This is a genomic window from Pseudomonas sp. KBS0710, assembly GCF_005938045.2.
Classification (GTDB): domain Bacteria; phylum Pseudomonadota; class Gammaproteobacteria; order Pseudomonadales; family Pseudomonadaceae; genus Aquipseudomonas.
Window position 1 is genome coordinate 4,281,393 of sequence record NZ_VCCF02000001.1, and the last position, 25,791, is coordinate 4,307,183.

Sequence of the window (25,791 nt, forward strand, 5' to 3'; positions counted from 1 at the left end):
TTTAACATGACGGGAATCAGCCTTTGGGGCTTATAATCGCCGGTTTGCAAAACAGCCGGCATCGAAGCCCGCCGCCTACCGGATACCGTCATGTTACGAATCACCGAACTCAAGCTGCCCATCGACCATCCCGAAGAAGACCTGCGGCCTGCCATCGTGCAGCGCCTGGGCATCGCCAGTGATGACCTGCTCGATTTCACCCTGTTCAAACGCAGCTACGACGCGCGCAAGAAATCGTCGGAGCTGTGCTTCATCTACACCATCGATCTGAACGCAAAGGGTGAAGCCGCCCTGCTGCTCAAGTTCGCCGATGACCGCAACATCAACCCGGCACCGGACGTCAGCTACAAAGTCGTGGGCCAGGCGCCGCAAGGCCTGGTTGAACGGCCGATCGTGGTGGGTTTTGGCCCCTGCGGCATTTTCGCCGGGCTGTTGCTTGCGCAGATGGGCTTCAAGCCGATCATCCTCGAACGCGGCAAAGAAGTGCGCCAACGCACCAAAGACACCTGGGGCCTGTGGCGCAAAAGCGTGCTCAACCCCGAATCCAACGTGCAATTTGGCGAAGGCGGTGCCGGGACCTTTTCCGACGGCAAACTCTACAGCCAGATCAAGGACCCGAAATTCCACGGTCGCAAAGTGCTGCACGAGTTCGTCAAGGCCGGCGCGCCGGAAGAAATCCTCTACGTCAGCAAGCCGCACATCGGCACCTTCCGCCTCACCGGCGTGGTGGAAAACATGCGCGAGCAGATCATCGCACTCGGCGGTGAAGTGCGTTTTGAACAGCGCGTCACGGATGTGCTGATCGAAGACGGCCAGTTGAACGGCGTAGTCGTCGACGGCGGCGAGCAGATCCTCTCCAGGCACGTGATCCTGGCCCTGGGCCACAGCGCCCGCGACACCTTCCGCATGTTACATGGCCGAGGCGTGTACATGGAGGCCAAGCCGTTCTCGGTGGGTTTCCGTATCGAACACCCGCAGTCACTGATCGACGCGGCGCGCCTGGGCAAATACGCCGGGCACCCGAAACTGGGCGCCGCCGACTACAAACTGGTACACCACGCCAAGAACGGCCGTTCGGTCTACAGCTTCTGCATGTGCCCGGGCGGCACCGTGGTGGCGGCGACTTCCGAGCCGAACCGCGTGGTCACCAATGGCATGAGCCAATACTCGCGGAACGAGCGCAACGCCAACTCCGGCATCGTGGTCGGCATCACGCCTGAGGTGGATTACCCAGGTGGCCCGCTGGCCGGTATCGAACTGCAGGAGCGCCTGGAGTCCCACGCCTACATCCTCGGCGGCAGCAACTACGAGGCACCGGCGCAACTGGTGGGCGACTTCATCGCCGGCAAGCCGTCCACGGCCATTGGCAGTGTGGAACCCTCGTACAAACCGGGGGTGGCCCTGGGCGACCTGGCGCTGGCCTTGCCGGACTTCGCCATCGAGGCGATTCGTGAAGCGCTGCCGGCGTTCGAGAAGCAGATCAAAGGTTACTCGCTGCACGATGCAGTGTTGACCGGTATCGAGACCCGTACTTCATCGCCGCTGCGCATCACCCGTAACGAGTCGATGCAGAGCCTGAACGTGAAAGGTCTGTTCCCGGCCGGTGAAGGCGCCGGTTACGCCGGTGGCATCCTCTCGGCGGGCGTCGACGGGATTCGGATTGCCGAGGCGCTGGCGCGGGATATGCTGGGTATAGAAGCTTAAGCACTATTACAGCCAACCCGTATCAAATGTGGGAGCTGGCTCGCCTGCGATGGCGGTGGTTCAGTCGATAAATTCGGCGACTGAGACTCCGCTTTCGCAGGCAAGCCAGCTCCCACATGGGTTTATTGGGTGTGTCAGATATTGGCGCGCTGGACGCTGGCAGGCAACGACTCACCCTTCTCGACACTGGCCGCAACCGCTGCAATCAAGCCACTAAGCTCATACCCCTGCTCCGCCAACCACGCCTGATCGTAGTAAGTGTTCGCATACCGCTCGCCCCCATCACACAAGATCGCCACGATCGACCCCGACTCCCCTGCCGCTTTCATCTGCAGCGCCGCGACCAAAGCGCCGATCAGGTTAGTCCCGCTGGAACCACCCACCCGCCGCCCCAACCGCTCGGCCAGGTAATGCATGGCTGCCAATGACAGCGCATCCGGCACTTTGACCATCGCATCAATCACCTTGGGCAAAAACGACGCCTCGACCCGTGGCCGGCCGATGCCTTCGATGCGTGAACCGCACTCCAGACGCAAACTGGCATCGCCCGTCTGGTAGTAGTCAAAAAACACCGAACGCTCGGCATCGGCACACAGCACGCGGGTGCAATGCTGGCGGTAACGCACATAGCGGCCCAGGGTCGCCGTGGTGCCGCCGGTGCCGGGGCTGGAAATCAACCAGCTCGGCTCCGGGTAATGCTCAAAGCGCATCTGCTGGAATATCGACTCGGCGATGTTGTTGTTTGCTCGCCAGTCCGTCGCGCGCTCGGCGTAGGTGAACTGGTCCATGAAATGACCACCACTTTCCTTCGCCAAGCGTTCGGATTCGGCGTAGATCTGCGTCGGATCCTTTACCAGATGGCTCTTGCCACCATAGAAGGCAATCTGGTCGATCTTCGCCTGGGACGTAGTGGCCGGCATCACCGCGATAAAGGGCAGGCCAAGCAAGCGCGCGAAGTATGCCTCCGACACCGCGGTAGACCCACTGGACGCTTCGATCACCGGCGCACCCGGCTTGAGCCAGCCATTACACAGCGCATACAGAAACAGCGAACGCGCCAGCCGATGCTTGAGGCTGCCGGTGGGGTGGCTGGACTCATCCTTGAAGTACAACTCGATACCCGGCAGCCCCGGCAATGGCAGAGGTATGAGGTGCGTGTCGGCACTGCGCTGGAAGTCCGCTTCGATGATACGGATGGCTTCGCGAGCCCAGGTACGGTGGTCATTCATGAGGTGAGTCTCTGAGGGTTTCAGCCCCGATTTTAGGGGGTTTCCTACACTGCACACAGATACAGTGACGACTCAATTAGACACACAATTGCTAGGCTTTGACGCAACGCCGATCTCGCCCGTTACTTATAACAAATAAGAATATAACTTTTGTTTTAACAACTAACGGTACGGGTTAGGGTACCCACCTATTGAACCTGGATTGGAGAGCATCCCTTGCCTCTGCGTAGCACTTTCACCCGATTCTTCCAGCTGGAAGCCGCCAGCGGTCTGTTATTGATCGCCGCTGCTGCTTTGGCGCTGATCATCAATAACTCACCGTTGTCGCACCTCTACGGCGCTTTCCTCGACACCCCCGTGGTGGCGCAGGTCGGCGCGCTGCAAATCGCCAAACCAGCGCTGCTGTGGATCAACGATGGCCTGATGGCGCTGTTCTTCCTCCTGATCGGCCTGGAGGTCAAACGCGAGTTGCTCGACGGTCACCTGTCCAAGCCATCGCAAGTAGTACTGCCGGGCGCGGCCGCAATTGGCGGCATGGTGGTGCCGGCCTTGATCTACTGGGCACTGAACAAGGACAACCCGGCCGCACTTGCCGGCTGGGCAATCCCGATGGCCACCGACATCGCCTTCGCACTCGGCGTCCTGGCCCTGCTCGGCAAACGTGTGCCGGTGTCACTCAAGCTGTTCCTGATGACCCTGGCCATCATTGATGACCTGGGCGCTATCATCGTCATCGCGGTGTTCTACTCCGCCGAATTGTCGAATGCAGCCTTGGCGGGCGCGGGCGCGTGCCTGGTTGCCTTGATCGCGATGAACCGCCTGGGCGTGGTCAAACTCGGCCCGTATATGATCATCGGCTTGATCCTGTGGGTCTGCGTGCTCAAGAGTGGCGTGCACGCCACTCTGGCCGGAGTGACCTTGGCGTTCTGCATTCCACTGCGCACCAAAAATGCCGAACCCTCGCCACTGCTGACCCTGGAGCACGCCCTGCACCCTTGGGTGGCCTACGCTATCCTGCCGTTGTTTGCCTTCGCCAATGCTGGCGTGTCGCTGACCGGGGTCACCCTGGACAGCTTCACTCACCACGTGCCCATGGGCATCGCCGCCGGCCTGCTGATCGGCAAGACCATCGGCGTGTTCGGCCTTACCTGGCTGGCCATCAAGACCGGTATCGCCAGCCTACCCAGCGGCGCCAATTGGGGCCAGGTGCTGGGTGTGGCGATCCTGTGCGGCATCGGCTTCACCATGAGCCTGTTTGTCGGCTCCCTGGCGTTTGTGCCAGGCGCCAGTGAATTCGCGGGTGAAGATCGGATGGGCATCCTGACCGGGTCGATCCTGGCAGCCTGTATTGGCTATGCGGTCACAGCGCTGGCGAGTCGCAAGAAAGCCTGAGCGCTCTGAAAGCCCCACAAAAAACCCCAACCGGTTACCCGGTTGGGGTTTTTCTTTGGGCGAAGATGACACTTTCGCTCAACGTCTAAAGACTTTGCGCTGGCCGCCGACTAAGGATTGTGGCGATCCGCCTGCCCCGCCTGGGGCATCCGCCCGACACAGCTCTCCAATGCGTTCCCAGCCCGAGCGAAACCCCATGTTCCTGAGAAATATAAGAATTGCGGCCAGAGCCTTCATCGGCTTCGCTGCCATTGCGTCGCTGAGTGTGTTTCTCGGCCTGTTTGCGCTCAAGCAGATCGGCGAAGTGCAGTCCCAGGCTGCCGACATCCAAAACAACTGGATGCAGCGCGTAAGAATCCTGGCCCTGGCCAATGCCTCGCTGGATCGTTTTCGCTTGGGGGAAATGGCGCACATCCTGTCCGCAAGCGACGCCGACATGCAGACCTACGAGGACAAATCCGCCGGTCGCCTGAAAAGCGTCAAGGAGCAACTGGCTCAATATGCAGCGCTGCTGCGCACGCCGGAGGAGAAATCGCGCCTGGACGTGTTCAACCAAAGCCTGGAAGGGTACGCCAAGAACCACACCGAGATGCTCAAACGCTCGCGTTCAGGCGACAAGGCGGGCGCCCGTGACTTTCTCAACAGCATTCGAGAAAGCTATGAGCAGATGACCAAGAACTTCGATCAGTTGATCGACCTCGCCAACAAGGGCGCAGAACTGGCCGGCCAGACTTCCGTGGCCGCGTACCAGCATGCCGTAGGCGGTATCGCCATCGTCATCGTGCTGGTAAGTGGCGGCACAGTGCTGGTGGCCTGGCTGCTGACCCGCAGCATTACCGGCCCCATCATTGAAGCGGTACGGGTGGCTGAAACCATCGCCAAGGGTGATCTCACCCAGCCCATCAACCCGACCGGCAACGACGAAGCCACGCGCCTGTTGCGGGCACAGGAGACCATGCGCAACAACCTGGTGCAGACACTGCGGCAAATAACCGGCTCGTCGAGCCAACTGGCAGCCGCGGCCGAGGAACTGAACGCGGTCACCGCCGAAGGCAGCCGCGACCTGCAACAGCAACATGGCGAGATCGAGCAGGCCGCCACCGCCGTCACCGAGATGACCACCGCCATTGAAGAGGTCGCCCGCAATGCCGCCACCACCTCCGACCTGTCCCAGGAGTCGCGCAGCATCGCCTTGAAAGGCCAACAGCGCATGCTCGAGGCGCTCACCTCGATCCAGGCCCTGACCCGTGGCGTGCAAGTCAGCTCTGACCAGGTAGGCGGCTTGGCCGAGCAGGCCAAAGGTATCGGCAAAGTGCTCGACGTTATCCGCACCATTGCCGAGCAGACCAATTTGCTGGCATTGAACGCAGCCATCGAAGCGGCTCGCGCCGGTGATGCCGGCCGCGGTTTTGCCGTGGTCGCCGACGAAGTACGCGCCCTCGCCCATCGCACCGCGCAGTCGACCCAAGAAATCGAACAGATGATTGGCAGCATCCAGACCAACACCGCCAGCACCGTCAACACCATGCTCGACAGCAGCACCATGACCCGGCAAACCATTGGCCTGGCCGAACTGGCGCAGCAAGCGCTGGCGGATATTCTTGCCGCCAATGACGAGATCAACAACCGCAACCTGGTGATCACCACGGCGGCGGCCGAGCAAGCTGATGTCGCCCGGGCGGTGGATCGCAACTTGCTGAACATTCAGCAGCTGTCGATTCAGTCCGCTGAAGGCTCGACTCAGACCACCGCCGCTTCGCAATCGCTTGCCAGCCTGGCGCATGAGTTGAACACGATGGTGAAGCACTTTCAGGTGTGAAGTGATTGCGTGAGAACCAAAAGGCCGCCTCGGTTTCAGCCGAGGCGGCCCCACTTCTCAGACCTTACAGGTCATCGAAGCTGTCCCGTAGAAATACCCATACGTGATAAACACGCACAGCATTCACTACGAGGTTCCACGTACGTCGTGCAAACTTAGACATACTCGGCCCTCCATTAAGTTGGGCCTTACCTCCAGCTCACTTACCGGAACACGTGGGCCTTTGGATGCACGTCAGTGCTCCTGTGAGGCGGGCTGGGTTTATGGTCCTCGTGCATGACTCCGGCACGGATTACTAGCCCGTGGCAGTCGGTCCAAAATTCGCGCGCTAACCCAGCCAACCTGCTTCACGACGAGTGCAGAACGAGGGCGATACTAGCTCAGCCCCCATGCCAAGGTGTGACAAGCAACGACTTATCGCCCAGCAAGTTGTTGCTGTTTTTTACTGTTCTAAATTCACAGAATTGGCGAGTAAATCTTTGAAAATTCCTGTCGGTTGTCCTTGCATAAAGTTCCAAAGCGGCAGTAGTATCGCCAACACGTCAGTGCTCCTCGTGAGAACGCAACCCCAGCCGTAAACCGGGTTTGCAATAAAAACCGCCCTACTAAGGCGGTTTTTTATTGCCTGCGATTTTTCAAAATTCCGCAGGCAACAAAAAACCCCAACCAGTCACCCGGTTGGGGTTTTGCGTTTCTACAACCAGCGCTTAGCGCGTTACACGGCTGGTGCCGTTAACCGTCATGATGCGCACGCGGTCGCCAATGCGGAAGATTTCGTTAGGGTCGACGGCCTGCACGTAGGCGCGCATGCTGCCGTCGTCTTCGCGAACGGTCACTTCAACACCCTGGGTACGGGTCAAGCCTTCTTCTGCAGCGGAGCCCAGCAGGCCACCCGCAACAGCCCCGATTACGCCAGTGACGATACTGCCACGGCCACCGCCGATCGCGCTGCCACCAACGCCGCCGACCACTGCACCGGCAACACCGCCGATTGGGGTCTTGGTGCCTTCGATTTTTACCGGACGCAGGGATTCAATGGTGCCCATGCGCACGGTCTGTACACGACGCGCCTCGTCACGGGAGTACGAGTCGCCGGTCAGACTCGAGGCGCAGCCACCCAACAGCAACGACAGGGTGGTAAAGCAGGCAACTAGTAAAACGGACTTACGCATAGCATCAACTCCAAAGGACAGGTATTCATTAGACGCCGCTGCTTGGCGCCTGTCACGGCAAGCACGCGAGAAAATTGCTTTCATTCAGCCTTAGTACAGACTGCCAGCACCAGAAAACTCGACGAACGGTAGCTCTGACTCTGGTCCCAAAATCACCTGGAAGCGCTCTTCAGTGTAGTCACGCAAACAAAAACGCCGAAGCCTCTGTGTAGAGACTTCGGCGTGATGATCAACATTCAGATGGAATGACGAAAGGTGAAGCTCAGGGCGCCAGGCGCTCGCGCGTCCATTCACCTGCTTGCAGGCGATAGTTCAGGCGGTCATGCAGACGACTGGCGCGGCCTTGCCAGAACTCGATGCGCTCGGGCAGCAAACGATAGCCACCCCAGTGCTCAGGGCAGTCGGGTTGGGTATCGCTGAAGCGCTGTTCGGTGGCCTTGAGCAAATCCTGCAGCTCTTCACGGTCCCGGATAACCTGGCTTTGCGGCGAAGCCCAGGCTCCAAGACGGCTACCCAGCGGCCGGACCTGATAATAGGCATCCGACTCTTCAGGCGTGACCTTGACCACCCGCCCTTCGATGCGCACCTGGCGCTCCAGGGTCGGCCAGAAAAAGGTCATGGCCGCGAAAGGCCGTGCCGCGAGTTGTTCACCCTTGGCACTCTGATAGTTGGTAAAAAAGGTAAAACCCTGTGCATCCAAGCCCTTGAGCAACAGGATGCGACAGTGCGGGCGACCGTCCTGGTCGACCGTGGCCAAGGTCATGGCATTGGCCTCCACCGGTGGCTGCTCGGTTTTCACCGCGTCGCCGAACCACTGGTGGAACAACGCAAACGGCTCGCTTGGGGCCTGGGCCTCGCTCAAACCGTCCCGTGTGTAGTCACGGCGCATATCGGCCAGTGCCTGGGTCATGCGGTTTTATCCTTGTGTTTCAACGGATCAGTTTTTCGCCTGGTCGTTTGCCGCGGGCGCGTCGGCCTTCGGTGCAGCTTTCTTCGCGGCCGGCTTGGCAGCGGCTTTTTTCGCAGCGGGCTTGGCGGCGGCTTTCTTGGCCGGGGCCTTTTTCGCCGGGGCGGCTTTTTTCGCGGCCGGGGCCGGTACTGGGGCCGGCGCAGTTTGCACCGCGACCATGTCGGCGACCGGTGTTTTGCCCGAGTTGTACTTGCTCAGCAGCGCCAGCATAGTTGTACGCTGAGTGAACATGATTTCCATGCGACGGTTCAGCGCACGCCCCTGATTGCTGTCGTTGGCGGCACGCGGCATAAGGTCGCCCATGCCACGCAGCATCAAGCGATCCTGCTTCAAGCCGCTGAGGCTGAAGATAGAGGCGATGGATTGCGCACGCTCCTTGGTCAACGCCTGGCTGGCCGGGGCTGTACCTGTGGCATCAACATGACCCAGGACCAGGACCGCAGTCTTGGGGTCAGCTTCAACAGCTTTGGCGACACGTGTGAACGGGCCGAGAGTGACAGGCAGCAGCATTGCCGGGCGTTTCGGGTTGTAGGAGCCGTCCACCGGGGCAATCACAACCAGCACGTTGTCACGACGTTCCAGTTGCAGGTTGCTGTCCTTGATGGCGGCGCGCAGACGCGGCTCATAGTCGTCCAGCCAGGCCTGGGTGATTTTCGGGTCAGGCATCTGCACGTTGGTCACATCGACCTTGGCCAGTGGTTTTGGCTTGCTTTCGAACGGCCACCACCATTTGGTTTCGGTGTCGGTCTTGGCTACAGCAGGCGCGGCGTCCGGGGTGGCAGCTGGAGTTGCGGCCTTGAGGTCGGCTTTCAGGTCGGCCTTGGCATCCGCCGCCTTTTCGTCGGCGCTCTTGGAGGAGAACGGCCACCAGCTGGAACCTGTGTCAGCCTTGGCTACCGGGGCAGGTGCTGGAGCAGCAGCTGCGGCCGCAACCGGCGCGGCAGGCTTGGCGCCAGCGGCAGGTGTGGCATCCGGCTTGGCGTCGGTTTGGGTCACTGCGTCCTTGGTAGCAGCCTTGTCAGATCCAAATGACCACCAATGCCCACCTTCGGCATCATTTTGTGGAGTTTGCGCGCAACCAGTAATAGTGAGGCACAGCGCCAGTGCCAAGGACTTGTTCGATAACATGGGATATCCACAAAATGAGAAAAACCGGAGGGTCTTGATGACCCGTTAAACAGACGCTTACAGAACATTGAAGTTACAAAATTTCGTTCAGCGCCTTCTTATAGTTGCCTTTGTAACAAAAAAATGTGAAACAGCAAGCTCTTTACAGACAGTCGGCCAATATTCCGACCAACTTCTGTGCACGCGGGTCCATAAGTACGTAAGGCCCCAGTGTATTAGTCACGAAACCAAATGCTACATCATGCTCCGGGTCGGCAAACCCCACCGCCCCCCCGGCGCCAGGATGCCCAAACGCACGCGGGCCAAGGCCGAAGGTGGCGTTGGGCAGTTGCGGTTGATCCAGCATGCAACCCAAACCAAAACGGGTTTGGGTCAATAAGGTTTTGTCTGGCCCGATACTGTGTTCGCGGGTCAATTGTTCGAGCATGTCGCTCTCGAGCAAACTACCGCCCAACAAACCGCTATAAAAACCCGCCAGGCTGCGCGCATTACCGTGACCATTTGCCGCTGGCTGCTGCATCCGCCGCCATTCAGGCTTATTAGTGCTGGTCAGAATAGACGGTGGGTTGGCAAATGCACGTGTGGTCATGGCATTAGGTTCGCGCATCATTACTTGAAGTAACCGTTGCGCGGCTTCATCGCCCATATTGCCTTTGCTGCGCGCTATATGCGCAACCCGATAAAACTCTTCGTCCGCCAAACCGACATGGAAGTCCAGGCCCAAGGGCCGCGCGACCCGCGCCACAATCGACTCGCCCGGCCCGCGCCCGTCGGCGCGGCGCAGCAACTCGCCGACCAGCCAGCCATAAGTGATGGCCTCGTAGCCGTGCCCTTCGCCCGGTGTCCACCACGGAGCTTCGGCCGCCAGGGTGTCGACCATTAACGGCCAGTCATACAGGGCTTCGGTCGGCAGCATCTGGCGAATCGCCGGCAGCCCGGCCTGATGGCAGAGCAACTGGCGCAGCGTGATGGTTTCTTTACCCGCCGCGGCAAACTCGGGCCAGTAGTCGGCAACCGGCGCATCCAGTTTCAGCTTGCCTTCGGCAACCAGCTGCAGGGCCGTGACGGCGGTGAAGGTCTTGGTGCAGGAGAACAGATTGACGATGGTGTCGCTGTGCCAGGCCTCGGCACCGTCCTTATCGGCGGTACCGGCCCACAGGTCGACAACGGTTTCGCCGCCGATCTGGATACACAGCCCGGCACCACGCTCCTGCGGGTCATCGAACAACGCGGCAAAGGCTTCACGTACCGCTTCGAACTGGAGCTCGTAATGACCCTGAATCTGCACCTAAGCCGCCTTGGAAAACACCGTAAGAAGTGGCCGACATTGTTCCAGTCATTGCAGGTTTTGTGAACCCGTCAATGATGAATCAATGGCCATTTCCAGCGTGTCCACCCGCATGCCCGGCGCCCTGCCCTGCGCCTTTGCCTTCTTGCCCGGACTTGCCGCCCTCGTTCTCGCGAACCTTGCTCGCCGCCTTGGCTTTTTCGGCCTCCTTGCCCAGTTGGTCGACCGCCGCCAGGTTGCTTTTACGCACGCTATCGACAAAGCCCTGGAACGGCACGTCGGTGATACCCACCAGCCCGAAGTGGCCATTCTCGCCATCCAACAGGCGCCCGGTGACCGGCTGGTCCAGGTACTGGAACCAATGCACGCCAACAATCGATGGCTCAGCCATAGCCTGCTTGAGGAAGTTGCTGTACGCCGCGCCACGGTCTTCTTCACGAGCCAACTGCGTCACGCCGCCCCAGAACGGGCCACGGTCGGCCGAGCCGAAGTTGAATTCGGTGATCAGCACCGGTTTGTCCAGCGCGCGCAAGGCAGCAAAGTCATAACCCTCCTGCGGCTTGAGGGTGTACATATTGAAGCTCAGCACGTCGCAATACTGGGCGCAGGACGCCACGGCCTCCGGCGTGCTGACGGCGTACCGACCACCCAGCAGCAGCTGGTTGGGCGCGTGCCATTTCAACGAATCGGAGATGGTCTTGAAGTAGGCGTCAGCGAAGGTCTTCTGGAAATACTTGAAGTCGGCTTCGATTTCCGGGTGCTCAGGGCTCGGCATCGGCGGCTCAAAGCCTGGGTCTTCCATCAGCTCCCAACCCGCCAGGTGGATGCCCCAGGCTTTCGACAGACCTTCTTCGTTACGGTACTTGTCGCGCAGTTGTTTGAGGAACGCGCGCTTGGCCGGTACGTCGGTGGTCATGCGCAGCGTGCCGTAGGCCAGGGCGTAACGGGATTTTGGATCATCGCCGGGGCCGGCCCAGGCCAGTTCGTTGTCAGCAAAGTAGCCGATCAGCCACGGGTCATCACGGTGATCGCGGGCGGCGATCGCCACGGCGCGTTCTGTGGCCATGGCAAAGCGCGGGTCGAACGGGTCGGGCATGCCGCCCCACCAGTCGGTGCCGGTGCTGATGCTGGCGTAGTCACCGACAATCGACAGCGGCAAGGTGTAGGGCACGCGGTCCGCGCGGGCCAAACCCTCATCGCTCCAGTTGCCCACGGTGTTGAAGCCCCAGGCTTGCAGGCGGTCGAGGGTGTGGCTGACCCAGCGCTTCTGGTCAAAACCTTCGCCGCCGTAGGTCCGCTGCAGGTTGGCGCCGTAGAAATCGTACCAACGCCCTACATTGAAACCTCGGCCCTGATCGGCACCGTTGCCGCCTCGGTTATCGCCACGGCCGTAATACTTGTCGAACAGTTCACCGGCCTTGGGCAACGCGGCGAACATCCACTCGCGGCCGGCCACGTAGGTCTGGTTGTTGTCCGGCGCCACCGTGTTAACGCCCAGCGAATAAAACGGATGGCCTTGCGGCGTCACCAGGTACCAGCGGCCATCGCGCTTCTCGGTGCGGAAAAAGCCACTGGCGTCGAACGCCGGGCCTTTGTTCCAGCCACCGTATGGGTCCAGGGCAGACTTGTCGCGCTCCGCCAGCCAGCCCTTGAGCTGCTGCTGCTCCTTGGCCGCTGCGGCTTTGAGTTGTTCGTCCGTGCTGACCTTTTCCGGCCAACGGGCACGGGTGGACTGGCCGTAGGCGTCCACCAGTTCGCTGTAGGCTGCCTTCATTACCGGCTCGCTGTCCTGCACGCCAAAACGCTCAAGCAAAATGCTTTGGGCGGCGTTGGGCTTGAGCATCGACAGGGTGACCGAGGCCACCTGGCTGCGGTCGATCTCGCCGGCGCTGGCGGCCAGCAATACACGCTGCCCGTCCACGGTGATCGGCATCGGCGGGCCGGCCTTCATGCCCTGGCTCAGCGGCGAGTTGGCTTGCAACGGGATCAACAGGGTCTGGGCCGGGCCGGCCGGCAGGTCGATGCGGCTGACCAGGGTCTTACCGTCAGTGCTCTGCACTTTGACATACAAGGTCAACGCCCAATCCATGGCGCTTTGGATACGCAGGCTCATGGCGCCGGACTGCGACCAGTCCCACACGCCAGTCTGCGGGCTGAGCACCAGGCTCGGCTCGGCCGCCGGGTTGAAGGTGATGCGGCGCAGCACCTCGCCTTCGGGGGTTTGTTCGGCGTTGTATTGCGGCAGGCTGGCGTCCTGAGTCGCCACCTTGACCACATCGGCAGGCCGGACGAAATTGAACAGCGTTTGTTGCCCGGCAGGCGCGGCCATCAAGGGCGCAGCGAACAACAAGGCAAAAAGAGCGGGCAGCGTGCGAATCATACGAACAAGGTTCTCCCAATCGGCCGATAACTGGCCTGATGACATAAAGCGTTGGCAGTGAGATAGACCACAAAGTGGGCGAGTTCGCCCACGGTGGCTTATGAAATTTCGCGCCTGAACGGCGGCAAAGCATTGAGGATAGCTTTGCCATAGCGCTGCGTGACCAAGCGGCGGTCGAGCAAGGTGATGGTGCCGCGGTCTTCCTCGGTGCGCAGCAAGCGACCGCAGGCCTGGACCAGCTTCAAGGACGCATCCGGCACCGAGATTTCCATGAACGGGTTACCGCCCCGTGCTTCGATCCACTCAGCCAAGGCCGCCTCGACCGGATCATCCGGCACCGAGAACGGGATCTTGGCAATCACCACGTGCTCGCAATAGGCGCCGGGCAAGTCCACGCCTTCGGCAAAACTGGCCAGGCCGAACAGCACGCTGGAATCACCGCCATCGACCCGCGCCTTGTGCTTGTTGAGGGTTTCCTGCTTGGACAGGTTGCCCTGGATAAACACCTGCTTGCGCCAGTCGCGGTCAAGGCCGTCGAACACGTCCTGCATCTGTTTGCGCGACGAGAACAGCACCAGTGTGCCGCGCGAGCCTTCGACCAATTCGGGCAGGTCGCGGATGATCGCAGCGGTGTGTGCTGGCGCATCCCGTGGGTCGGCCTTGAGGTCCGGCACCCGCAGCACACCGGCATCGGCGTGGTGGAACGGGCTCGGCACCACGGCCGTCACGGCTTTTTTCGGCAGCCCGGCGCGCATGCGGAAACGGTCGAAAGTGCCCAGGGCCGTCAGCGTGGCCGAGGTCACCAGGCAGCCATAGGCCACGTTCCACAGGTTACGGCGCAGCATTTCGGCGGCCAGGATGGGGCTGGCGTTAACCTCGATATCAAACAGCGCACCGCTTTCGGACAGGGTGAGCCAACGCGCCATCGGCGGGTTGTCTTCCGGGTCTTCGACGGTGAAGGCGGTCCACAGCTCCCAGTTGCCCTGGGAGCGCGACAACAGGCTGCCGAACAGTGGGTACCATTCCTCGGCCTGGTTGCTGGCGATGCCGATATTGACCTCGCCGTCCATGCCTTCCTTGAGCAAGTCGGTGAGACGCGTAAACAGGTCGGTCAGGCGCGAAAAGCCCTTCTTAAGCTCAATGCCCATTTCACGCATATGTTCGGGGATCAGCCCGCCAACAAACCGATGGCGCGGCCGCTCACGGCCCTCCACGTCTTCACCGGGCTTGAAGTCGGCGACCTGCTCACAGGCACTGAACATGAACTGCTGCTGGGTCTTGATCTCCCGCGCCAGCTCCGGCACCTGTTCGATCAGCTTGCCCAAGTCGCCGGGCAACGGGTGCTGGGCCAGGAGCTTGGTGAGGTTCTTGGCGGTGGTTTCCAGCCAATCGGCCGTGGAACGCAGGCGCGTGTAGTGGGCGAAGTGGCCGATGGCCTTGTCCGGCAGGTGGTGGCCTTCGTCGAATACGTAGAGGGTATCGCGCGGGTCGGGCAATACCGCGCCGCCGCCCAGGGCCAGGTCGGCCAGTACCATGTCGTGGTTGGTGACGATCACGTCGACCTTGCCCATGCCTTCGCGGGCCTTGTAAAAGGCGCACTGGCCGAAATTGGGGCAATGGCGGTTGGTGCACTGGCTGTGGTCGGTGGTCAGGCGTGCCCAGTCCGAATCTTCCAGGGCAGTGGGCCAGCTGTCGCGGTCGCCGTCCCACTTATTGCCGGCCAGCTTCTCGATCATGCTGGTAAACAGCTTCTGGCTGACTTCATCCACCTCGATCTTGAAGCCTTCTTCTTCGAACAAGGAGGCAGTGGCGGTTTGCGCGTGGCCTTCCTGCAACAATACGTCGAGCTTGGACAGGCACATGTAGCGCCCACGCCCCTTGGCCAGGGCGAAGGTGAAGTTCAGGCCGCTGTTGCGCATCAGGTCGGGCAGGTCTTTGTAGACAATCTGTTCCTGCAGGGCGACGGTGGCGGTGGCGATCACCAGGCGCTTGCCGGCGGCCTTGGCGGTCGGGATCGCGGCCAGGCTGTAGGCCACGGTCTTGCCGGTGCCGGTGCCGGCCTCTACGGCCACGATCGCAGGGTCGCCACTGCGCCGACCTTCGTCGTCGGTGTCGATATCCCCGAGGACCTTGGCCACTTCGGCGATCATCAGGCGTTGGCCGTAGCGCGGTTTCAAGCTCTTGGCTTCGAGAAAACGCGAATAGGCGCCCTGGATCGTGGTTTTGAGTTCAGTGCTGATCATGGATAGTCGGGCGCAAAAAACGCTGGATAAATTTTCAGTGGTTCGGATCGGCCGCTATCATACCCCGCTAATTAATCCCGCGCAGAACGGAGTACCACAATGACCGCGTTTAGCCTCGCTTACACCCTGCATGTATTGGCCGCCCTGATTTGGGTCGGCGGTATGTTTTTCGCCTGGATGATCCTGCGCCCCGCCGCCATGGCGGCACTTGAGGGCCCTGCCCGGCTCAAGCTGTGGGCAAATGTGTTTCAACGTTTTTTTGTGTGGGTCTGGGTCGCGGTGCTGATTTTGCCGATCAGCGGCATCGGCCTGTTGCACCTGCGCTTCAGTGGTTTTGAGACCGCGCCGCGCTATGTGCAGGTGATGATGGGTTTGTACCTGGTGATGACGGCGCTGTTTATCCGCATCCAGGCACTGAAGTTCCCGGAACTGCGCACGGCGGTGGCGGCTGAGGATTGGCCGGCGGGCGCGGCTGCGCTGGGGCAGATCCGCAAACTGGTGGGGATCAATTTGATCGTGGGGTTGGTGGTGGTGGCGATTGCTTCGGCGCGGCCGATGTTCTGAGGTTGTCTTTCAGGGCCTCATCGCGGGCAAGCCCGCTCCCACAGGTTGGAACGCATTCCAAATGTGGGAGCCGGGCTTGCCCGCGATAGCGTCAGTTCAAGCGACTCACAACCGCTGAATAGTCACAGCACCCGCAGGCCCAGCCGGCCCCGGCTGGCCTTCCAGCCCTGGCCGGCCTTTATCGCCGCCATCGGCGCGGTACACCAGGCAGCCCTTGGACTGCCCGCCTTTGCCCGGCTTGCCCGCCGTACCGGCCAAGCCACCCGGCCCGCCGTCGACCCAGACCTTGATCTGCTCAGCCGGGAAGCTCTGTGGCAGCTCGACCCGCACAGTCGCCCCCGACGCGCCCGGCAGGCCGTCGCCGCCATTATCGCCATTGGCACCACGCCCGGCGGAACCCCAGGTGCAACCCGGGTCCACGCCGTTGGCGCCATCCAGGCCGGCATAACCTTGGGCACCGGCGCCGCCACGGGCGTCCACCGAGAGCTCATCGGCGGTCAGCGCGTTAATGCGCAGCACCAGGTCACGCCCGGCCTTGGCCGGCCTTTCGTGGGTACCGGGAGCACCGCGCGACGTGATCTGGCTGCCATGCTCCAGTTGCGCATTACGCACCTGTAATTGCAGCGCGGTATTGCCGGGGGCGATGGTGATGCGCGCCTCGCGGCCCAGGTGCAGCTCATCCACGGTCACTTGGCTGATGGTCGCCGGTACCAGCAATGTGCCGTAGTCCGCCACATCCAGGCGCTCCAGTTGCAACACGCTGGTGCTGCTGGGCAGGCGCATCAGCGAGTTGGTTTCGACACTGACGCTCTGCGCCAGAGCAATGGGGCTGACCAACAGGGCCAACAGAAAAACCTTATGCATGATTGGCCTCCTTGTTCGTTTCATTAACCGTTGCAGGCACCGACAGGCCCCGCACATGGAACATCCCCACCAGCAGAATCTGCAAGCGGTCACGCCAAGGGTGGGCACGGTGTTTCAGGCTGCTGTTGAACAACAGCAATTCAAGCAGGTGGGTAAGCAACAACAGACTGCCGGCCAGGCTGACCAACAGGTGAAACGGATTGGTCAGCGGCCGGAACAGGTTGACCAGCACCACCACCCAGAACAGCAACGTCAGAAACTTCCCCAGCCCCCAAAACACCTTCATACCGCATGCCCCTGCCTATTATTCTTTGGGCGCACAGTACCGACTTCTGCGGGCGATTTGCCAGTGAAGGATGAAAAAACTTGCAAAGGGTCGCCGGCAATGCCCCTGCGGTGCCCGCAGGGGCAAGGGCTTTCAGCGGTTGATCTGGATTTCCACGCGACGGTTCAACGCACGCCCTTCAGCGGTTTTGTTGTCGGCCACTGGGTGGCTTTCGCCGGCACCGGTCACCGAAACAAAGTTGCTGCGAGGCACACCGGAGCTCACCAGGTAATCCGTGACCGAGTGGGCGCGTTTTTCCGAGAGCTTCTGGTTGTAGGCATCTTTACCGACGCGGTCGGTATGCCCGCTGACCCGCAGCTGCGCGCCTGGGGCTTCTTTTTTCAGGCGAGTAGCAATGATGTCGAGCTTGATTTTGTCCGCGGCCGTCAACTTGGCCGAATCGAACTGGAAGTGCACATCCCGAATCACGATGGTTTCTTCCTTGACCACCACCACTTCCTCAACCACTGCGGCCGGCGGTGCGGGTGGGCAACCGTTGGCATCGACCTGCACGCCTTTTGGCGTGCCCGGGCACTTGTCGCGGCTGTCCGGCACACCGTCACCATCTTCGTCGCCATCACCATGCACCCAGCAATAGGCGCCAGCCATGCCGCCGATCAACAACGCGCCTGCGCCGGCGTAGGCTGAACTTTCAGTAGCGCCAATGGCAGCGCCCGTCACACCACCGACTGCTGCACAGGTGGGCCAATCGGTTTTTTGCAACCCTGCGCAACCTGTCAATACTCCGGTTAGCAGAACCAAGGGTAGAGCTGTCCGCATGATGCTCATGTGATTTCTCCTGAGGGTATCGGCGGGGGCCGACAGGTGGAGTAAAGACCGCTCTTTTCATCTGCGCCAGTACGCCACACCCCCGGTTTCATTGAGGATCGCCGCATTTTCAGGACTTTTCGCCGCCGCCCGCTCTAGGCCCGCACGCTCAGCCGCGCTAGTCTCTAGGGTTCTGATGTGAGGATCTGTGATGACCGCTGGTATTTCTTCCCGTACACCCCAGCAAGCCCTGGCGGCTTTGCTCGATTTGCACCGGCCCAAACGCCTGTTGCTGTTGGGCGCCAGCCAGTTCCCGGCGCTGGAGGCGTTTCAAGCCGAGCATCCTGACACCGTCGTCGCCGTCGCCCCGCCCGGGCCGTTGCCGCCGGAACTGGCGGCGCAGCGTTTTGACCTGGCGCTGGTGGTCGACTGCCTGGAGCACCTGTCAAAACCGCAAGGCCTGACCCTGCTCGGCGGTATTCGCAACCTTAATAGCAGCCGCATTGCAGTGCTGGCGGACCTGAACGCCTGCGACTGGAAGGACACCGACTTCTTCTCCCTCGCGCTGCAAGCCGGCGAGCGTTTCCAGCGTGATGAGCAGGTGCTGACGCTGTTTACCTATGATCTGCTTGACTATAAACAGGTGCCCGACTGGCTCAACGCCCGTTTCTGGGCCAACCCGGAAAACTTTGGAAAGTATTGGTGGTAACCCGATGAGTACATCCATTTGCCCCTGCGGCAGCGGCAACCTGCTGGATGCCTGCTGCGGCCACTATCACGCCGGCCACCCCGCGCCCTGCGCCACCGCGCTGATGCGCTCGCGCTACAGCGCCTATGTGCTGGGCCTGGTGGACTATCTGGTGGCCACCACCTTGCCGGCGCAGCAAGCCGGCCTGGACCGCAACGCGATCAGCGCCTGGAGCGCGCAGAGCACTTGGCTGGGCCTGGAGGTGGAGAGTTCGGAAGTGTTCGGCGGCCAGCCGGAACACGCATTCGTGACCTTTACCGCACGCTGGCATGACAGCACCGGCGAACACAGCCACCGTGAGCAGTCTTCTTTCGTACAGAATGACGGGCGCTGGTACTTCATCGACCCGACGGTTGAGGTGAAGGCCGGGCGCAATGATGTATGTTTGTGCGGCAGCGGCCAAAAATTCAAGAAGTGCTGTTCCAGCTACCTCTAATCACCTCACAGGGAAAACGCCATGCTTCGGATGTACAGCTTGATGCTGGCGTTGACCCTGAGCCTCAGCGGTTGCGCGTCGTGGTTCGAAGACGATGCACCTACACCCCACATCGCCCTGGTGAAAGTCGAGGTGGTGCGGGCCAAGCTGCTGGAGCAGAAGTTCAAACTGTGGTTTCGCGTGGATAACCGCGACGACGCCGACCTCACGGTGCGCGGCCTGATCTACAAGGTCAGCCTGGGCGGTTTTGTGCTCACCGAAGGCGAGTCCAACGAATGGCTGACCATACCGCCGCGCAGCCATGGGTTTTTTCGGGTGAAGGTGCGCACCAACCTCTGGCCGAAGATCCGCGATGTGGTGCAAATGCTCAAAAACCCGACCAAACCCGTGCCCTATCGCCTCGAAGGTGAGCTGAAAACCGGATTATTCATCGGTAATGACGTGCAGGTCGCTCACAATGGCGAGATAATCCCCGGCGATTTTATTCCGGAGCGACATCGATGACTCAGCAACCCCATGTCCATGGTCCTGACTGCAACCACGATCACGATCACCATGATCACGGCCATGATCACGACCACGGCCATGTCCACGGCCCGAACTGCGGCCACGCTCACCAGGAGCCGGTGCGCAACGCGTTGAAGGACGTGGGTCGCAACGATCCGTGCCCGTGCGGCAGTGAGAAGAAATTCAAGAAGTGCCACGGGGCCTGATGCCCTGAATGCAGTCAGTGTGGGAGCTGGCTTGCCTGCGATGGCGGTCTGACAGATTAACCTGCATCAGCTGACCCACCGCCATCGCAGGCAAGCCAGCTCCCACATTGGATCGTATTGCAGCTCAGGATTTGCGTTGAAACTGCAACACCACTTCCAACCCCCCGCCTTCCCGATTACTCAAACTCAACCGCCCCTCATGCGCCCGCGCAATGGTGTGCGCAATGCTCAGCCCCAACCCATACCCGCCCGTGTCGGCGTTGCGTGAGCCTTCGACCCGGTAAAACGGCTCCATCACCTGCTCCAGTTGTTCCTGGGGAATCCCCGGGCCACGGTCACTGATGACGATTTTCAAACTGTCCGCCTGATCCTCAACCCGCACCACCACGTCTCGGCCATAACGCACCGCGTTTTCCAGCAGGTTCTGCACACAGCGCTTGAGGCTGCGCGCGTACCCCGGCAACGGTTGCCTGGCGCGACCGACAATGGTCACGCTTTCGCCCACGTCTTCCAGGTCGGCCTGCAGGCTTTGCAGCAAGGCGTTGATGTCGATGTTCTGCCGCGTCTCGTTGATTTCGCCGCTGCTGACAAAATCCAGAGTGCTGGAGACCATGTGTTCCATTTCTTCCAGGTCGCTGCGAAAACGCTCCTTGGTGCGCGTGTCTTCGAGCATCTCGGTGCGCAGGCGCAAGCGTGTGATCGGCGAGCGCAGGTCGTGGGAAATCGCCGCCAGAAAGCGCGTGCGCTCGGCAATATTGGCTATCAGCCGTTGCTGCATCGCATTAAACGCCTGGGCGGCGCGGCGCACTTCGGTGGGGCCGTCCAACGCTAACGGAGGGCGCTGGATATCCCGGCCCAAGGCTTCGGCGGCCCTGGCCAAGGCGTTGAGCGGGCGAATAGCCAGGCGCACCGCCACCAGCGCGATAATCACCAGCACCAGCACGCGCAGCAAATAGATGCGCATCACGTAGTCGAACAGCAAGTCCAGCGGCGACGTGCTGGTCCAGCCCTGCTCTTCACTGGCGTCCACCTGTAACCAGCGCCCATCGGGCAGGCGCAGGTTGATCAGGAACTGCCCGACTACCGGCTTGGAACTGAGCAGGGTCGAGAGCCCGGCGCTTTGCCCTTCGCCATCAACCAGAGACAGGCGCAGCAACCTCAGGGTCTGGGCATAACCGGTTTTCTCCGTCAGCACCTGCTTGATCAGCCGCTCGGTGGGCCGGTCGCTGTCGGTCAGCGTACTGGGGGTGTGGCTAGCCTGATCGCTCAAGGTCAGTTGAAAGTGCGGGGTGTTGAGCAGTTTGATCAACTGGTCGGCCTGCTGCGGGTCGTTGTGCACCAGGCGCACCACATCTGCCAGGCGCGTGGCGATCAGCCGTGCAGGAATTTCCAGCACTTGCCCATGCCGACGGTCGTACCAGATGCTGCTGGTCAGCGCCTGGGCCGCGAGCATGCCGCTGACCAGAATCAGCACCAGCCGCCCGAACAGCGAACGTGGCAGCAGTCTCACGACTCCAGCACCACGTCATCGGCAGTCAGCATGTAACCCTCGTTGCGCACGGTTTTGATCAGCCCTGCCGGCAGCTGCGAGCGCAGGCGGCTGACGCACACGTCGATGGAACGGTCGAACGGCGTGCTGTCCTTGTCGAACACATGGTTGAGCAAAAAGTCGCGACTCAAGGGCCTGTTGGGGTGTTGCAACAGCAGGCGCAGCACGCGGTAATCCGAGTTGCCCAGGCTCACCACCACGCCCTCGGGCGTGAGCAATTGCCGCGCCCGTGTGTCGAGCTGCCAGCCGGCAAAACGAATACTCGGCGCCTCGTCCAACCGTGCGCGGTCTGGAAAGCTCTGCACCCGGCGCAGCACCACCTTGATCCGCACCAGCAATTCACGCGGGTCGAACGGCTTGGGCAGGTAGTCGTCGGCGCCGATTTCCAGGCCGACGATGCGGTCGATCAACGAACCTTTGGCGGTGAGCATCACCACCGGCGTGTTGGAGCTGACGCGCAGTTCGCGGCACAGGCTCAAGCCGTCTTCGCCGGGCAGCATCAGGTCGAGCACGATCAGGTCAATCACATTCAGCGCCAGGCGGCGGCGCATTTCCTTACCGTCGGCGGCAGTGGACACCTGAAAACCGGCGTCGCTCAAGTAGTCGCAGAGCAACTGACGGATTTGCGGGTCATCATCAACGATCAGCAGGTGGTCAAGCTTGGCCATGGGCAGTCAATCCGAAAACTCAAAACGCAGGAGATAGCCGAAAGTTCATCCAGCGATACACGCAAATGTAATGGAATGTTGTGGGAAACCATAATCACGCATCAGCGATACAAAGCCAGGGCATGGCAGGCGGAATCGCTCTTTAGACTACCGAACCTAAATGAGAGTAATTGTAATTTAGACTCGGATCATCACCTATGTCATTGCCCACGCCCCAACGCCACACGCTGCACACCACCCTGGCACCGATGTTCGGTTTCCTCGCTGCCGGCAGTGTTGCGCCGACCGCCTGGGCCGATGCGCCGACCGCCACAGCCAATGATTCGGTGGTGAGCCTGCCGCAAATCAAGGTCGACGGCCAGGAAGCCACCTCCACCTTCAAAGTCGACCGCGTGACCTCGGCCAAAATCAGCCAGCCGCTGCTCGACGCCCCGCAAAGCGTGACCATCGTGCCGCAGCAGGTGCTCAAGGAGCAGAACGCGCAGACCTTGCAGGAGGTGTTGCGCAACGTGCCCGGCATCACCTTCATGTCTGGCGAAGGCAACCTGGGCTGGGGCGATCTGTTTTCGATTCGCGGGTTTTCCTCCGAGCAGAGTCTGACCGTCGACGGCGTGCGCGACGCCGGCATGTCCACGCGCACCGACACCTTCAACCTGCAACAGGCCGAAGTGTTCAAGGGCACCGGTTCGATCGAGTCGGGCGTTTCCGCCGTGGGCGGCAGCGTCAACCTGGTGAGTAAAGAGGCACACCTGGGCGATGCCAACAAGGTGTCCGCCGGGATCGGCACCGACAGCTACCGTCGCCTCACCGCCGACCTCAATAAACAGCTGACCGACACCACCGCCGTGCGCATCAACCTGATGAAGCACGACAACCAAGTGGCCGACCGCGACGACGTGGACTACGACCGCTGGGGCGTCGCCACCTCGTTCGGCTTCGGCCTGGGCACCGATACGCGCTTTTTCGTCGACACCTTCTACCAGAAAGACACCAACACCCCGGACGGCGGCGTGCCGATCCAGCGCGGCACCGACGGCCACCGCATGCCCGGCGTCAAACGCTCCGACTGGTACGGCGACTCCAGCCTTTATACGCAGGAGAACGAAACTACCTCGCTGACCGCCCGCTTCGAGCATGACTTTGACTGGAACGAGGCCCACCTGCGCAACCAGACCCGCTGGGAACGCAGCGACAACTTCGCCGTGCTGTCGCCGGCACGCTTCTTCGCCGCCGACGCCAGCGGCAAAAAAACCTGCACCGGCGCCCGCTGTGCGACCTTGGGCTACACCGGCGTAGGGCCAATCAGCCAAGTGCCCGGCAGCACGGTGAATGCCTACACCGACTACGTGAACAACAGCAACACCGGCTACGGCATCCTGCGAGGCAGCGACTTTGGCTTGTCCAAGCGCTACACCATCCTGGATAACCAGACCGACTTCAGCTTCACGTTCAACACCGGCAGCCTGCAGCACGCCGTGGTCAGCGGCCTGGAGTTCTATCACGAGACGTATGGCGGCCTGAAACGCAACGCCGAAGTGCCGGCCGGCGACATGCTCTTCAACATGAACGACCCCAGCCACAGCTTCGCCAGCACCTACGTGACCAAAGGCGAAGGCGACCCGCGCTCGGTGATCGACAACGCCGGTGTCTACGCGGGCGACACCGTCACCCTCAACGAGCGATGGCAAGTGCTTGGCTCGCTGCGCTACGACAACTGGCGCGCGCAAACCCGCCAGCGCGGCCAGGCCGACATCAGCAGCACCGACGGTGCGGTGAGCGGTCGCGTCGGCGCGGTGTACAAGCCATTGCCGAACGGCAGCATCTACGTGTCCTACAGCGAGGCGGCGCAACCGTCGGCGCTGGGCGCGTCCACCAACAACCAGATCTACGGCGCGTCCACCACCCGCAACTACAGCCCGGCCAAGTCGAAAACCTACGAGATCGGCACCAAGTGGGACATTGCCCACGACAGGCTCAATGTCACGGCGGCGATCTTCCGCACCGAACTGGACAACGCCTGGGAATACCAGGACGGCGAATCCGCGCCGGTGCGCGCCCTGCCCGCCAAGCGTGTGGACGGCATCGAACTCGGCCTGCAAGGCAACATCACCCCACGCTGGACCGCCTACACCGGTTTTTCGGCGCTCAAAAGCACGCAGACCAAAGGCATCAACAAGGGTGCCGAAGCCAAGAACGTCCCCGACCTGACCGCCAACCTGTGGACCACCTACGCCGTCACCGACGCCCTGAGCCTCAGCTACGGCGAGCAATACGTGGGCCGTCGCCGCTACAGCGACAACAAATATGTCGGCGGCTTGAACAACAACAGCAGCTACGCCAACGGCCCGTCCGGTGTGTATGCGATCTACACCCGCGACCACGAAAAAGCCCCCGGTTACTGGCTGAGCAACCTGGCGGCGCAATACAAGGTGAACAAGGACACCACGGTCAACCTCAACCTCAACAACGTGTTTAACACGTTCTATTACAGCCAGGTCGGCGCGTCCCTTGACGGCTTCCAGCTCTACGGCATCCCAGGTGCCGGTCGCACGCTCACCGCCAGTGTCGATTATGAATTCTGATTGCCCCTCACCCGGAGTCCTTTCCATGTTCAAACCCCGTAACGTGCTCAAGCTCGGCGTGTTGTGCGCCGCGCTGGTCCTCGGCCACGCCGAAACGGCCACCGCCCATGAAGTCACCGACGTGCTGGGCCGCAAGGTCGAGGTCAAAGACGACGTCAAACGTGTGGTACTGGGCGAAGGCCGCTTGATTTCGGCGTTTGCCTTGCTCGACAAGGACGCGCCGTTCCAGCGCATCGTCGGCTGGCAGAACGATTTGAAGCTGCTGGACCAGCACACTTACAACGCCTATGTGGCGAAGTTTCCGACGGTCAAAGACATCCCATTGATCGGGCAAGCGTCGGAGCAGAGTGTCAGTGCCGAGGAAATTCTCTCGCTGAAACCGGATCTGGCGGTGTTCAGCATTTCGGGCCACGGCCCGACCGAACACAGCGCGGTGGCAGACGTGCTGGCCAAGGCCGGCATCCCGGTGTTGTTCGTCGACTTTCGCATCAACCCGGTGCAAGGCACCCACACCAGCATGAACGCGCTGGGCCAGGCCTTGGGCCGCGAAGCCCAGGCCAAGGCGTTTCTGGGTTTCTATGACCAGCACATCAAGGCCATCACCGACGCCGTCGCCACCTTGCCTGCCGGCCCGCGCCCGAGTGTGTTCCTCGAATTGCTGGCCGGTGCCTGGCAGGCGCCGGGGCACACCACCGGCAAAAGCGGTATGGGTGAAGTGATCAAGCTGGTCGGCGGGCGCAATATCGCCGCCGACGTGGTGCCGGGTGCGCTGGGGGATATCAGTGTCGAATACGCACTTAAAGCCGACCCGGATGTGTACGTGGCCACCGGCAATCACACACCGGGGCTGATTCTCGGCGCTGGCGTGAGCACAGATGAAGCCCGCAAGGCGTTAGATCGTGTGCTGGCGCGGCCGGAGTTCGCCAACCTGCGTGCCATCCGCGCAGGCAATGCCCACGGCCTGTGGCATGACTTTTACAACTCGCCATACAACTTGCTGGCGATAGAAGTATTGGCCAAGTGGGTGCACCCGGAACTGTTCGCCAAGCTCGACCCGCAAGCGACTATGGAACAGATCAACCAGCAGTTTCTGGGGATGCCGTTGCAGGGTGCTTACTGGATTGACGCCAAGGCCAAGTAACCCCAATCACCCTGCAGGAATGCAGTCAGTGTGGGAGCTGGCTTGCCTGCGATAGCGGTGTGTCAGTCAATAAAAGGGTGACTGATATTCCGCTATCGCAGGCAAGCC

The 25,791-nt window shown here is 61.3% G+C and carries 22 protein-coding genes; 10 read left to right on the plus strand and 12 right to left on the minus strand.

What is annotated here, in order from left to right:
- Positions 1 to 90 precede the first annotated feature (90 nt).
- Positions 91 to 1,704 (plus strand): NAD(P)/FAD-dependent oxidoreductase, encoded by a 1,614-nt coding sequence (locus tag FFI16_RS19620; RefSeq protein WP_138816416.1) that lies wholly within the window; start codon positions 91 to 93, stop codon positions 1,702 to 1,704.
- Between the two features lie 134 nt (positions 1,705 to 1,838).
- Here the strand turns inward: FFI16_RS19620 and FFI16_RS19625 are convergent, their stop codons facing one another.
- Positions 1,839 to 2,933, minus strand: coding sequence for a PLP-dependent cysteine synthase family protein (locus FFI16_RS19625; protein WP_138816417.1), 1,095 nt, complete (start codon positions 2,931 to 2,933; stop codon positions 1,839 to 1,841).
- A 216-nt stretch (positions 2,934 to 3,149) separates the two neighbouring features.
- Between FFI16_RS19625 and nhaA the strand changes: the two genes are divergently transcribed.
- Positions 3,150 to 4,325, plus strand: coding sequence for a Na+/H+ antiporter NhaA (gene nhaA, locus FFI16_RS19630; RefSeq protein WP_138816418.1), 1,176 nt, complete (start codon positions 3,150 to 3,152; stop codon positions 4,323 to 4,325).
- 196 nt (positions 4,326 to 4,521) lie between these two features.
- Positions 4,522 to 6,144, plus strand: coding sequence for a methyl-accepting chemotaxis protein (locus FFI16_RS19635; protein WP_138816419.1), 1,623 nt, complete (start codon positions 4,522 to 4,524; stop codon positions 6,142 to 6,144).
- A gap of 707 nt (positions 6,145 to 6,851) precedes the next feature.
- On the opposite strand, the gene FFI16_RS19640 is transcribed toward FFI16_RS19635, so the two are convergent.
- The 6 genes from FFI16_RS19640 to dinG form a co-directional block, all read right to left on the minus strand.
- On the minus strand, positions 6,852 to 7,316 hold the full coding sequence (locus tag FFI16_RS19640) for a glycine zipper 2TM domain-containing protein (RefSeq protein ID WP_110623505.1): 465 nt from the start codon (positions 7,314 to 7,316) through the stop codon (positions 6,852 to 6,854).
- 262 nt (positions 7,317 to 7,578) lie between these two features.
- Positions 7,579 to 8,226: a pyridoxamine 5'-phosphate oxidase gene (pdxH, locus tag FFI16_RS19645; RefSeq protein WP_138816420.1), complete on the minus strand. Its 648-nt coding sequence runs from the start codon at positions 8,224 to 8,226 to the stop codon at positions 7,579 to 7,581.
- Positions 8,227 to 8,253: 27 nt separating this feature from the next.
- Positions 8,254 to 9,414, minus strand: coding sequence for an OmpA family protein (locus FFI16_RS19650; RefSeq protein WP_138816421.1), 1,161 nt, complete (start codon positions 9,412 to 9,414; stop codon positions 8,254 to 8,256).
- Between the two features lie 142 nt (positions 9,415 to 9,556).
- A complete protein-coding gene (locus tag FFI16_RS19655) occupies positions 9,557 to 10,702 on the minus strand; it encodes a serine hydrolase domain-containing protein (protein WP_138816422.1) in 1,146 nt (381 codons plus the stop codon).
- 82 nt (positions 10,703 to 10,784) lie between these two features.
- The gene (locus tag FFI16_RS19660; RefSeq protein ID WP_138816423.1) at positions 10,785 to 13,082 is read right to left on the minus strand and encodes a beta-galactosidase; all 2,298 of its coding nucleotides are present in this window, start codon (positions 13,080 to 13,082) and stop codon (positions 10,785 to 10,787) included.
- Positions 13,083 to 13,180: 98 nt separating this feature from the next.
- Entirely contained in the window at positions 13,181 to 15,325 is a 2,145-nt protein-coding gene (gene dinG, locus FFI16_RS19665) for an ATP-dependent DNA helicase DinG (RefSeq protein ID WP_138816424.1), read from the minus strand.
- Positions 15,326 to 15,424: 99 nt separating this feature from the next.
- Between dinG and FFI16_RS19670 the strand changes: the two genes are divergently transcribed.
- Positions 15,425 to 15,889 (plus strand): CopD family protein, encoded by a 465-nt coding sequence (locus FFI16_RS19670; protein ID WP_056857499.1) that lies wholly within the window; start codon positions 15,425 to 15,427, stop codon positions 15,887 to 15,889.
- Positions 15,890 to 15,994: 105 nt separating this feature from the next.
- Here the strand turns inward: FFI16_RS19670 and FFI16_RS19675 are convergent, their stop codons facing one another.
- The 3 genes from FFI16_RS19675 to FFI16_RS19685 all read right to left on the minus strand — a co-directional run bounded on the left by FFI16_RS19675 (position 15,995) and on the right by FFI16_RS19685 (position 17,867).
- Positions 15,995 to 16,753 carry a hypothetical protein gene (locus tag FFI16_RS19675; protein WP_056857500.1) on the minus strand — a complete coding sequence of 253 codons (759 nt, stop codon included), beginning with the start codon at positions 16,751 to 16,753 and terminating at the stop codon, positions 15,995 to 15,997.
- Complete coding sequence (locus FFI16_RS19680) at positions 16,746 to 17,039, minus strand: DUF1145 domain-containing protein (RefSeq protein ID WP_138816425.1); 294 nt, start codon at positions 17,037 to 17,039, stop codon at positions 16,746 to 16,748. The genes FFI16_RS19675 and FFI16_RS19680 overlap by 8 nt, the downstream gene beginning before the upstream one ends.
- A 132-nt stretch (positions 17,040 to 17,171) precedes the next feature.
- On the minus strand, positions 17,172 to 17,867 hold the full coding sequence (locus FFI16_RS19685; RefSeq protein ID WP_138816426.1) for an OmpA family protein: 696 nt from the start codon (positions 17,865 to 17,867) through the stop codon (positions 17,172 to 17,174).
- Positions 17,868 to 18,057: 190 nt separating this feature from the next.
- Here FFI16_RS19685 and FFI16_RS19690 point away from each other — a divergent pair, with 190 nt between their 5' ends.
- The 4 genes from FFI16_RS19690 to FFI16_RS19705 are packed head-to-tail and all read left to right on the plus strand — an operon-like array spanning position 18,058 to position 19,743.
- Positions 18,058 to 18,555 carry a DUF6231 family protein gene (locus FFI16_RS19690; RefSeq protein ID WP_099485862.1) on the plus strand — a complete coding sequence of 166 codons (498 nt, stop codon included), beginning with the start codon at positions 18,058 to 18,060 and terminating at the stop codon, positions 18,553 to 18,555.
- 4 nt (positions 18,556 to 18,559) lie between these two features.
- Positions 18,560 to 19,030 (plus strand): YchJ family protein, encoded by a 471-nt coding sequence (locus FFI16_RS19695; RefSeq protein ID WP_056857503.1) that lies wholly within the window; start codon positions 18,560 to 18,562, stop codon positions 19,028 to 19,030.
- Positions 19,031 to 19,051: 21 nt separating this feature from the next.
- Positions 19,052 to 19,534: an LEA type 2 family protein gene (locus tag FFI16_RS19700; RefSeq protein ID WP_056857504.1), complete on the plus strand. Its 483-nt coding sequence runs from the start codon at positions 19,052 to 19,054 to the stop codon at positions 19,532 to 19,534.
- Positions 19,531 to 19,743 (plus strand): SEC-C metal-binding domain-containing protein, encoded by a 213-nt coding sequence (locus FFI16_RS19705; RefSeq protein ID WP_082463548.1) that lies wholly within the window; start codon positions 19,531 to 19,533, stop codon positions 19,741 to 19,743. The genes FFI16_RS19700 and FFI16_RS19705 overlap by 4 nt, the downstream gene beginning before the upstream one ends.
- Positions 19,744 to 19,867: 124 nt before the next feature.
- On the opposite strand, the gene FFI16_RS19710 is transcribed toward FFI16_RS19705, so the two are convergent.
- Together FFI16_RS19710 and FFI16_RS19715 are read right to left on the minus strand one after the other, a co-directional pair.
- Entirely contained in the window at positions 19,868 to 21,253 is a 1,386-nt protein-coding gene (locus FFI16_RS19710) for an ATP-binding protein (RefSeq protein WP_058421694.1), read from the minus strand.
- Positions 21,250 to 21,960, minus strand: coding sequence for a response regulator (locus FFI16_RS19715; RefSeq protein WP_056857506.1), 711 nt, complete (start codon positions 21,958 to 21,960; stop codon positions 21,250 to 21,252). Before FFI16_RS19715 ends, FFI16_RS19710 begins: the two co-directional genes overlap by 4 nt.
- A gap of 197 nt (positions 21,961 to 22,157) precedes the next feature.
- Here FFI16_RS19715 and FFI16_RS19720 point away from each other — a divergent pair, with 197 nt between their 5' ends.
- Together FFI16_RS19720 and FFI16_RS19725 are read left to right on the plus strand one after the other, a co-directional pair.
- The gene (locus FFI16_RS19720; RefSeq protein ID WP_138816427.1) at positions 22,158 to 24,542 is read left to right on the plus strand and encodes a TonB-dependent siderophore receptor; all 2,385 of its coding nucleotides are present in this window, start codon (positions 22,158 to 22,160) and stop codon (positions 24,540 to 24,542) included.
- 25 nt (positions 24,543 to 24,567) lie between these two features.
- Positions 24,568 to 25,683 (plus strand): ABC transporter substrate-binding protein, encoded by a 1,116-nt coding sequence (locus FFI16_RS19725; protein ID WP_138816428.1) that lies wholly within the window; start codon positions 24,568 to 24,570, stop codon positions 25,681 to 25,683.
- The last annotated feature ends 108 nt before the right edge of the window (positions 25,684 to 25,791 follow it).

Bases quoted from the DNA above. Each gene is read 5' to 3' on its own strand.
- FFI16_RS19690 (WP_099485862.1), top strand. From the start codon at position 18,058: ATGACCGCTGGTATTTCTTCCCGTACACCCCAGCAAGCCCTGGCGGCT.
- FFI16_RS19660 (WP_138816423.1), bottom strand. From the start codon at position 13,082: ATGATTCGCACGCTGCCCGCTCTTTTTGCCTTGTTGTTCGCTGCGCCC.
- FFI16_RS19720 (WP_138816427.1), top strand. From the start codon at position 22,158: ATGTCATTGCCCACGCCCCAACGCCACACGCTGCACACCACCCTGGCA.
- FFI16_RS19725 (WP_138816428.1), top strand. From the start codon at position 24,568: ATGTTCAAACCCCGTAACGTGCTCAAGCTCGGCGTGTTGTGCGCCGCG.
- FFI16_RS19670 (WP_056857499.1), top strand. From the start codon at position 15,425: ATGACCGCGTTTAGCCTCGCTTACACCCTGCATGTATTGGCCGCCCTG.
- FFI16_RS19650 (WP_138816421.1), bottom strand. From the start codon at position 9,414: ATGTTATCGAACAAGTCCTTGGCACTGGCGCTGTGCCTCACTATTACT.
- FFI16_RS19685 (WP_138816426.1), bottom strand. From the start codon at position 17,867: ATGAGCATCATGCGGACAGCTCTACCCTTGGTTCTGCTAACCGGAGTA.
- FFI16_RS19695 (WP_056857503.1), top strand. From the start codon at position 18,560: ATGAGTACATCCATTTGCCCCTGCGGCAGCGGCAACCTGCTGGATGCC.
- FFI16_RS19620 (WP_138816416.1), top strand. From the start codon at position 91: ATGTTACGAATCACCGAACTCAAGCTGCCCATCGACCATCCCGAAGAA.
- FFI16_RS19700 (WP_056857504.1), top strand. From the start codon at position 19,052: ATGCTTCGGATGTACAGCTTGATGCTGGCGTTGACCCTGAGCCTCAGC.
- FFI16_RS19640 (WP_110623505.1), bottom strand. From the start codon at position 7,316: ATGCGTAAGTCCGTTTTACTAGTTGCCTGCTTTACCACCCTGTCGTTG.
- dinG (WP_138816424.1), bottom strand. From the start codon at position 15,325: ATGATCAGCACTGAACTCAAAACCACGATCCAGGGCGCCTATTCGCGT.
- FFI16_RS19635 (WP_138816419.1), top strand. From the start codon at position 4,522: ATGTTCCTGAGAAATATAAGAATTGCGGCCAGAGCCTTCATCGGCTTC.
- pdxH (WP_138816420.1), bottom strand. From the start codon at position 8,226: ATGACCCAGGCACTGGCCGATATGCGCCGTGACTACACACGGGACGGT.
- FFI16_RS19680 (WP_138816425.1), bottom strand. From the start codon at position 17,039: ATGAAGGTGTTTTGGGGGCTGGGGAAGTTTCTGACGTTGCTGTTCTGG.
- FFI16_RS19705 (WP_082463548.1), top strand. From the start codon at position 19,531: ATGACTCAGCAACCCCATGTCCATGGTCCTGACTGCAACCACGATCAC.
- FFI16_RS19715 (WP_056857506.1), bottom strand. From the start codon at position 21,960: ATGGCCAAGCTTGACCACCTGCTGATCGTTGATGATGACCCGCAAATC.
- FFI16_RS19675 (WP_056857500.1), bottom strand. From the start codon at position 16,753: ATGCATAAGGTTTTTCTGTTGGCCCTGTTGGTCAGCCCCATTGCTCTG.
- FFI16_RS19625 (WP_138816417.1), bottom strand. From the start codon at position 2,933: ATGAATGACCACCGTACCTGGGCTCGCGAAGCCATCCGTATCATCGAA.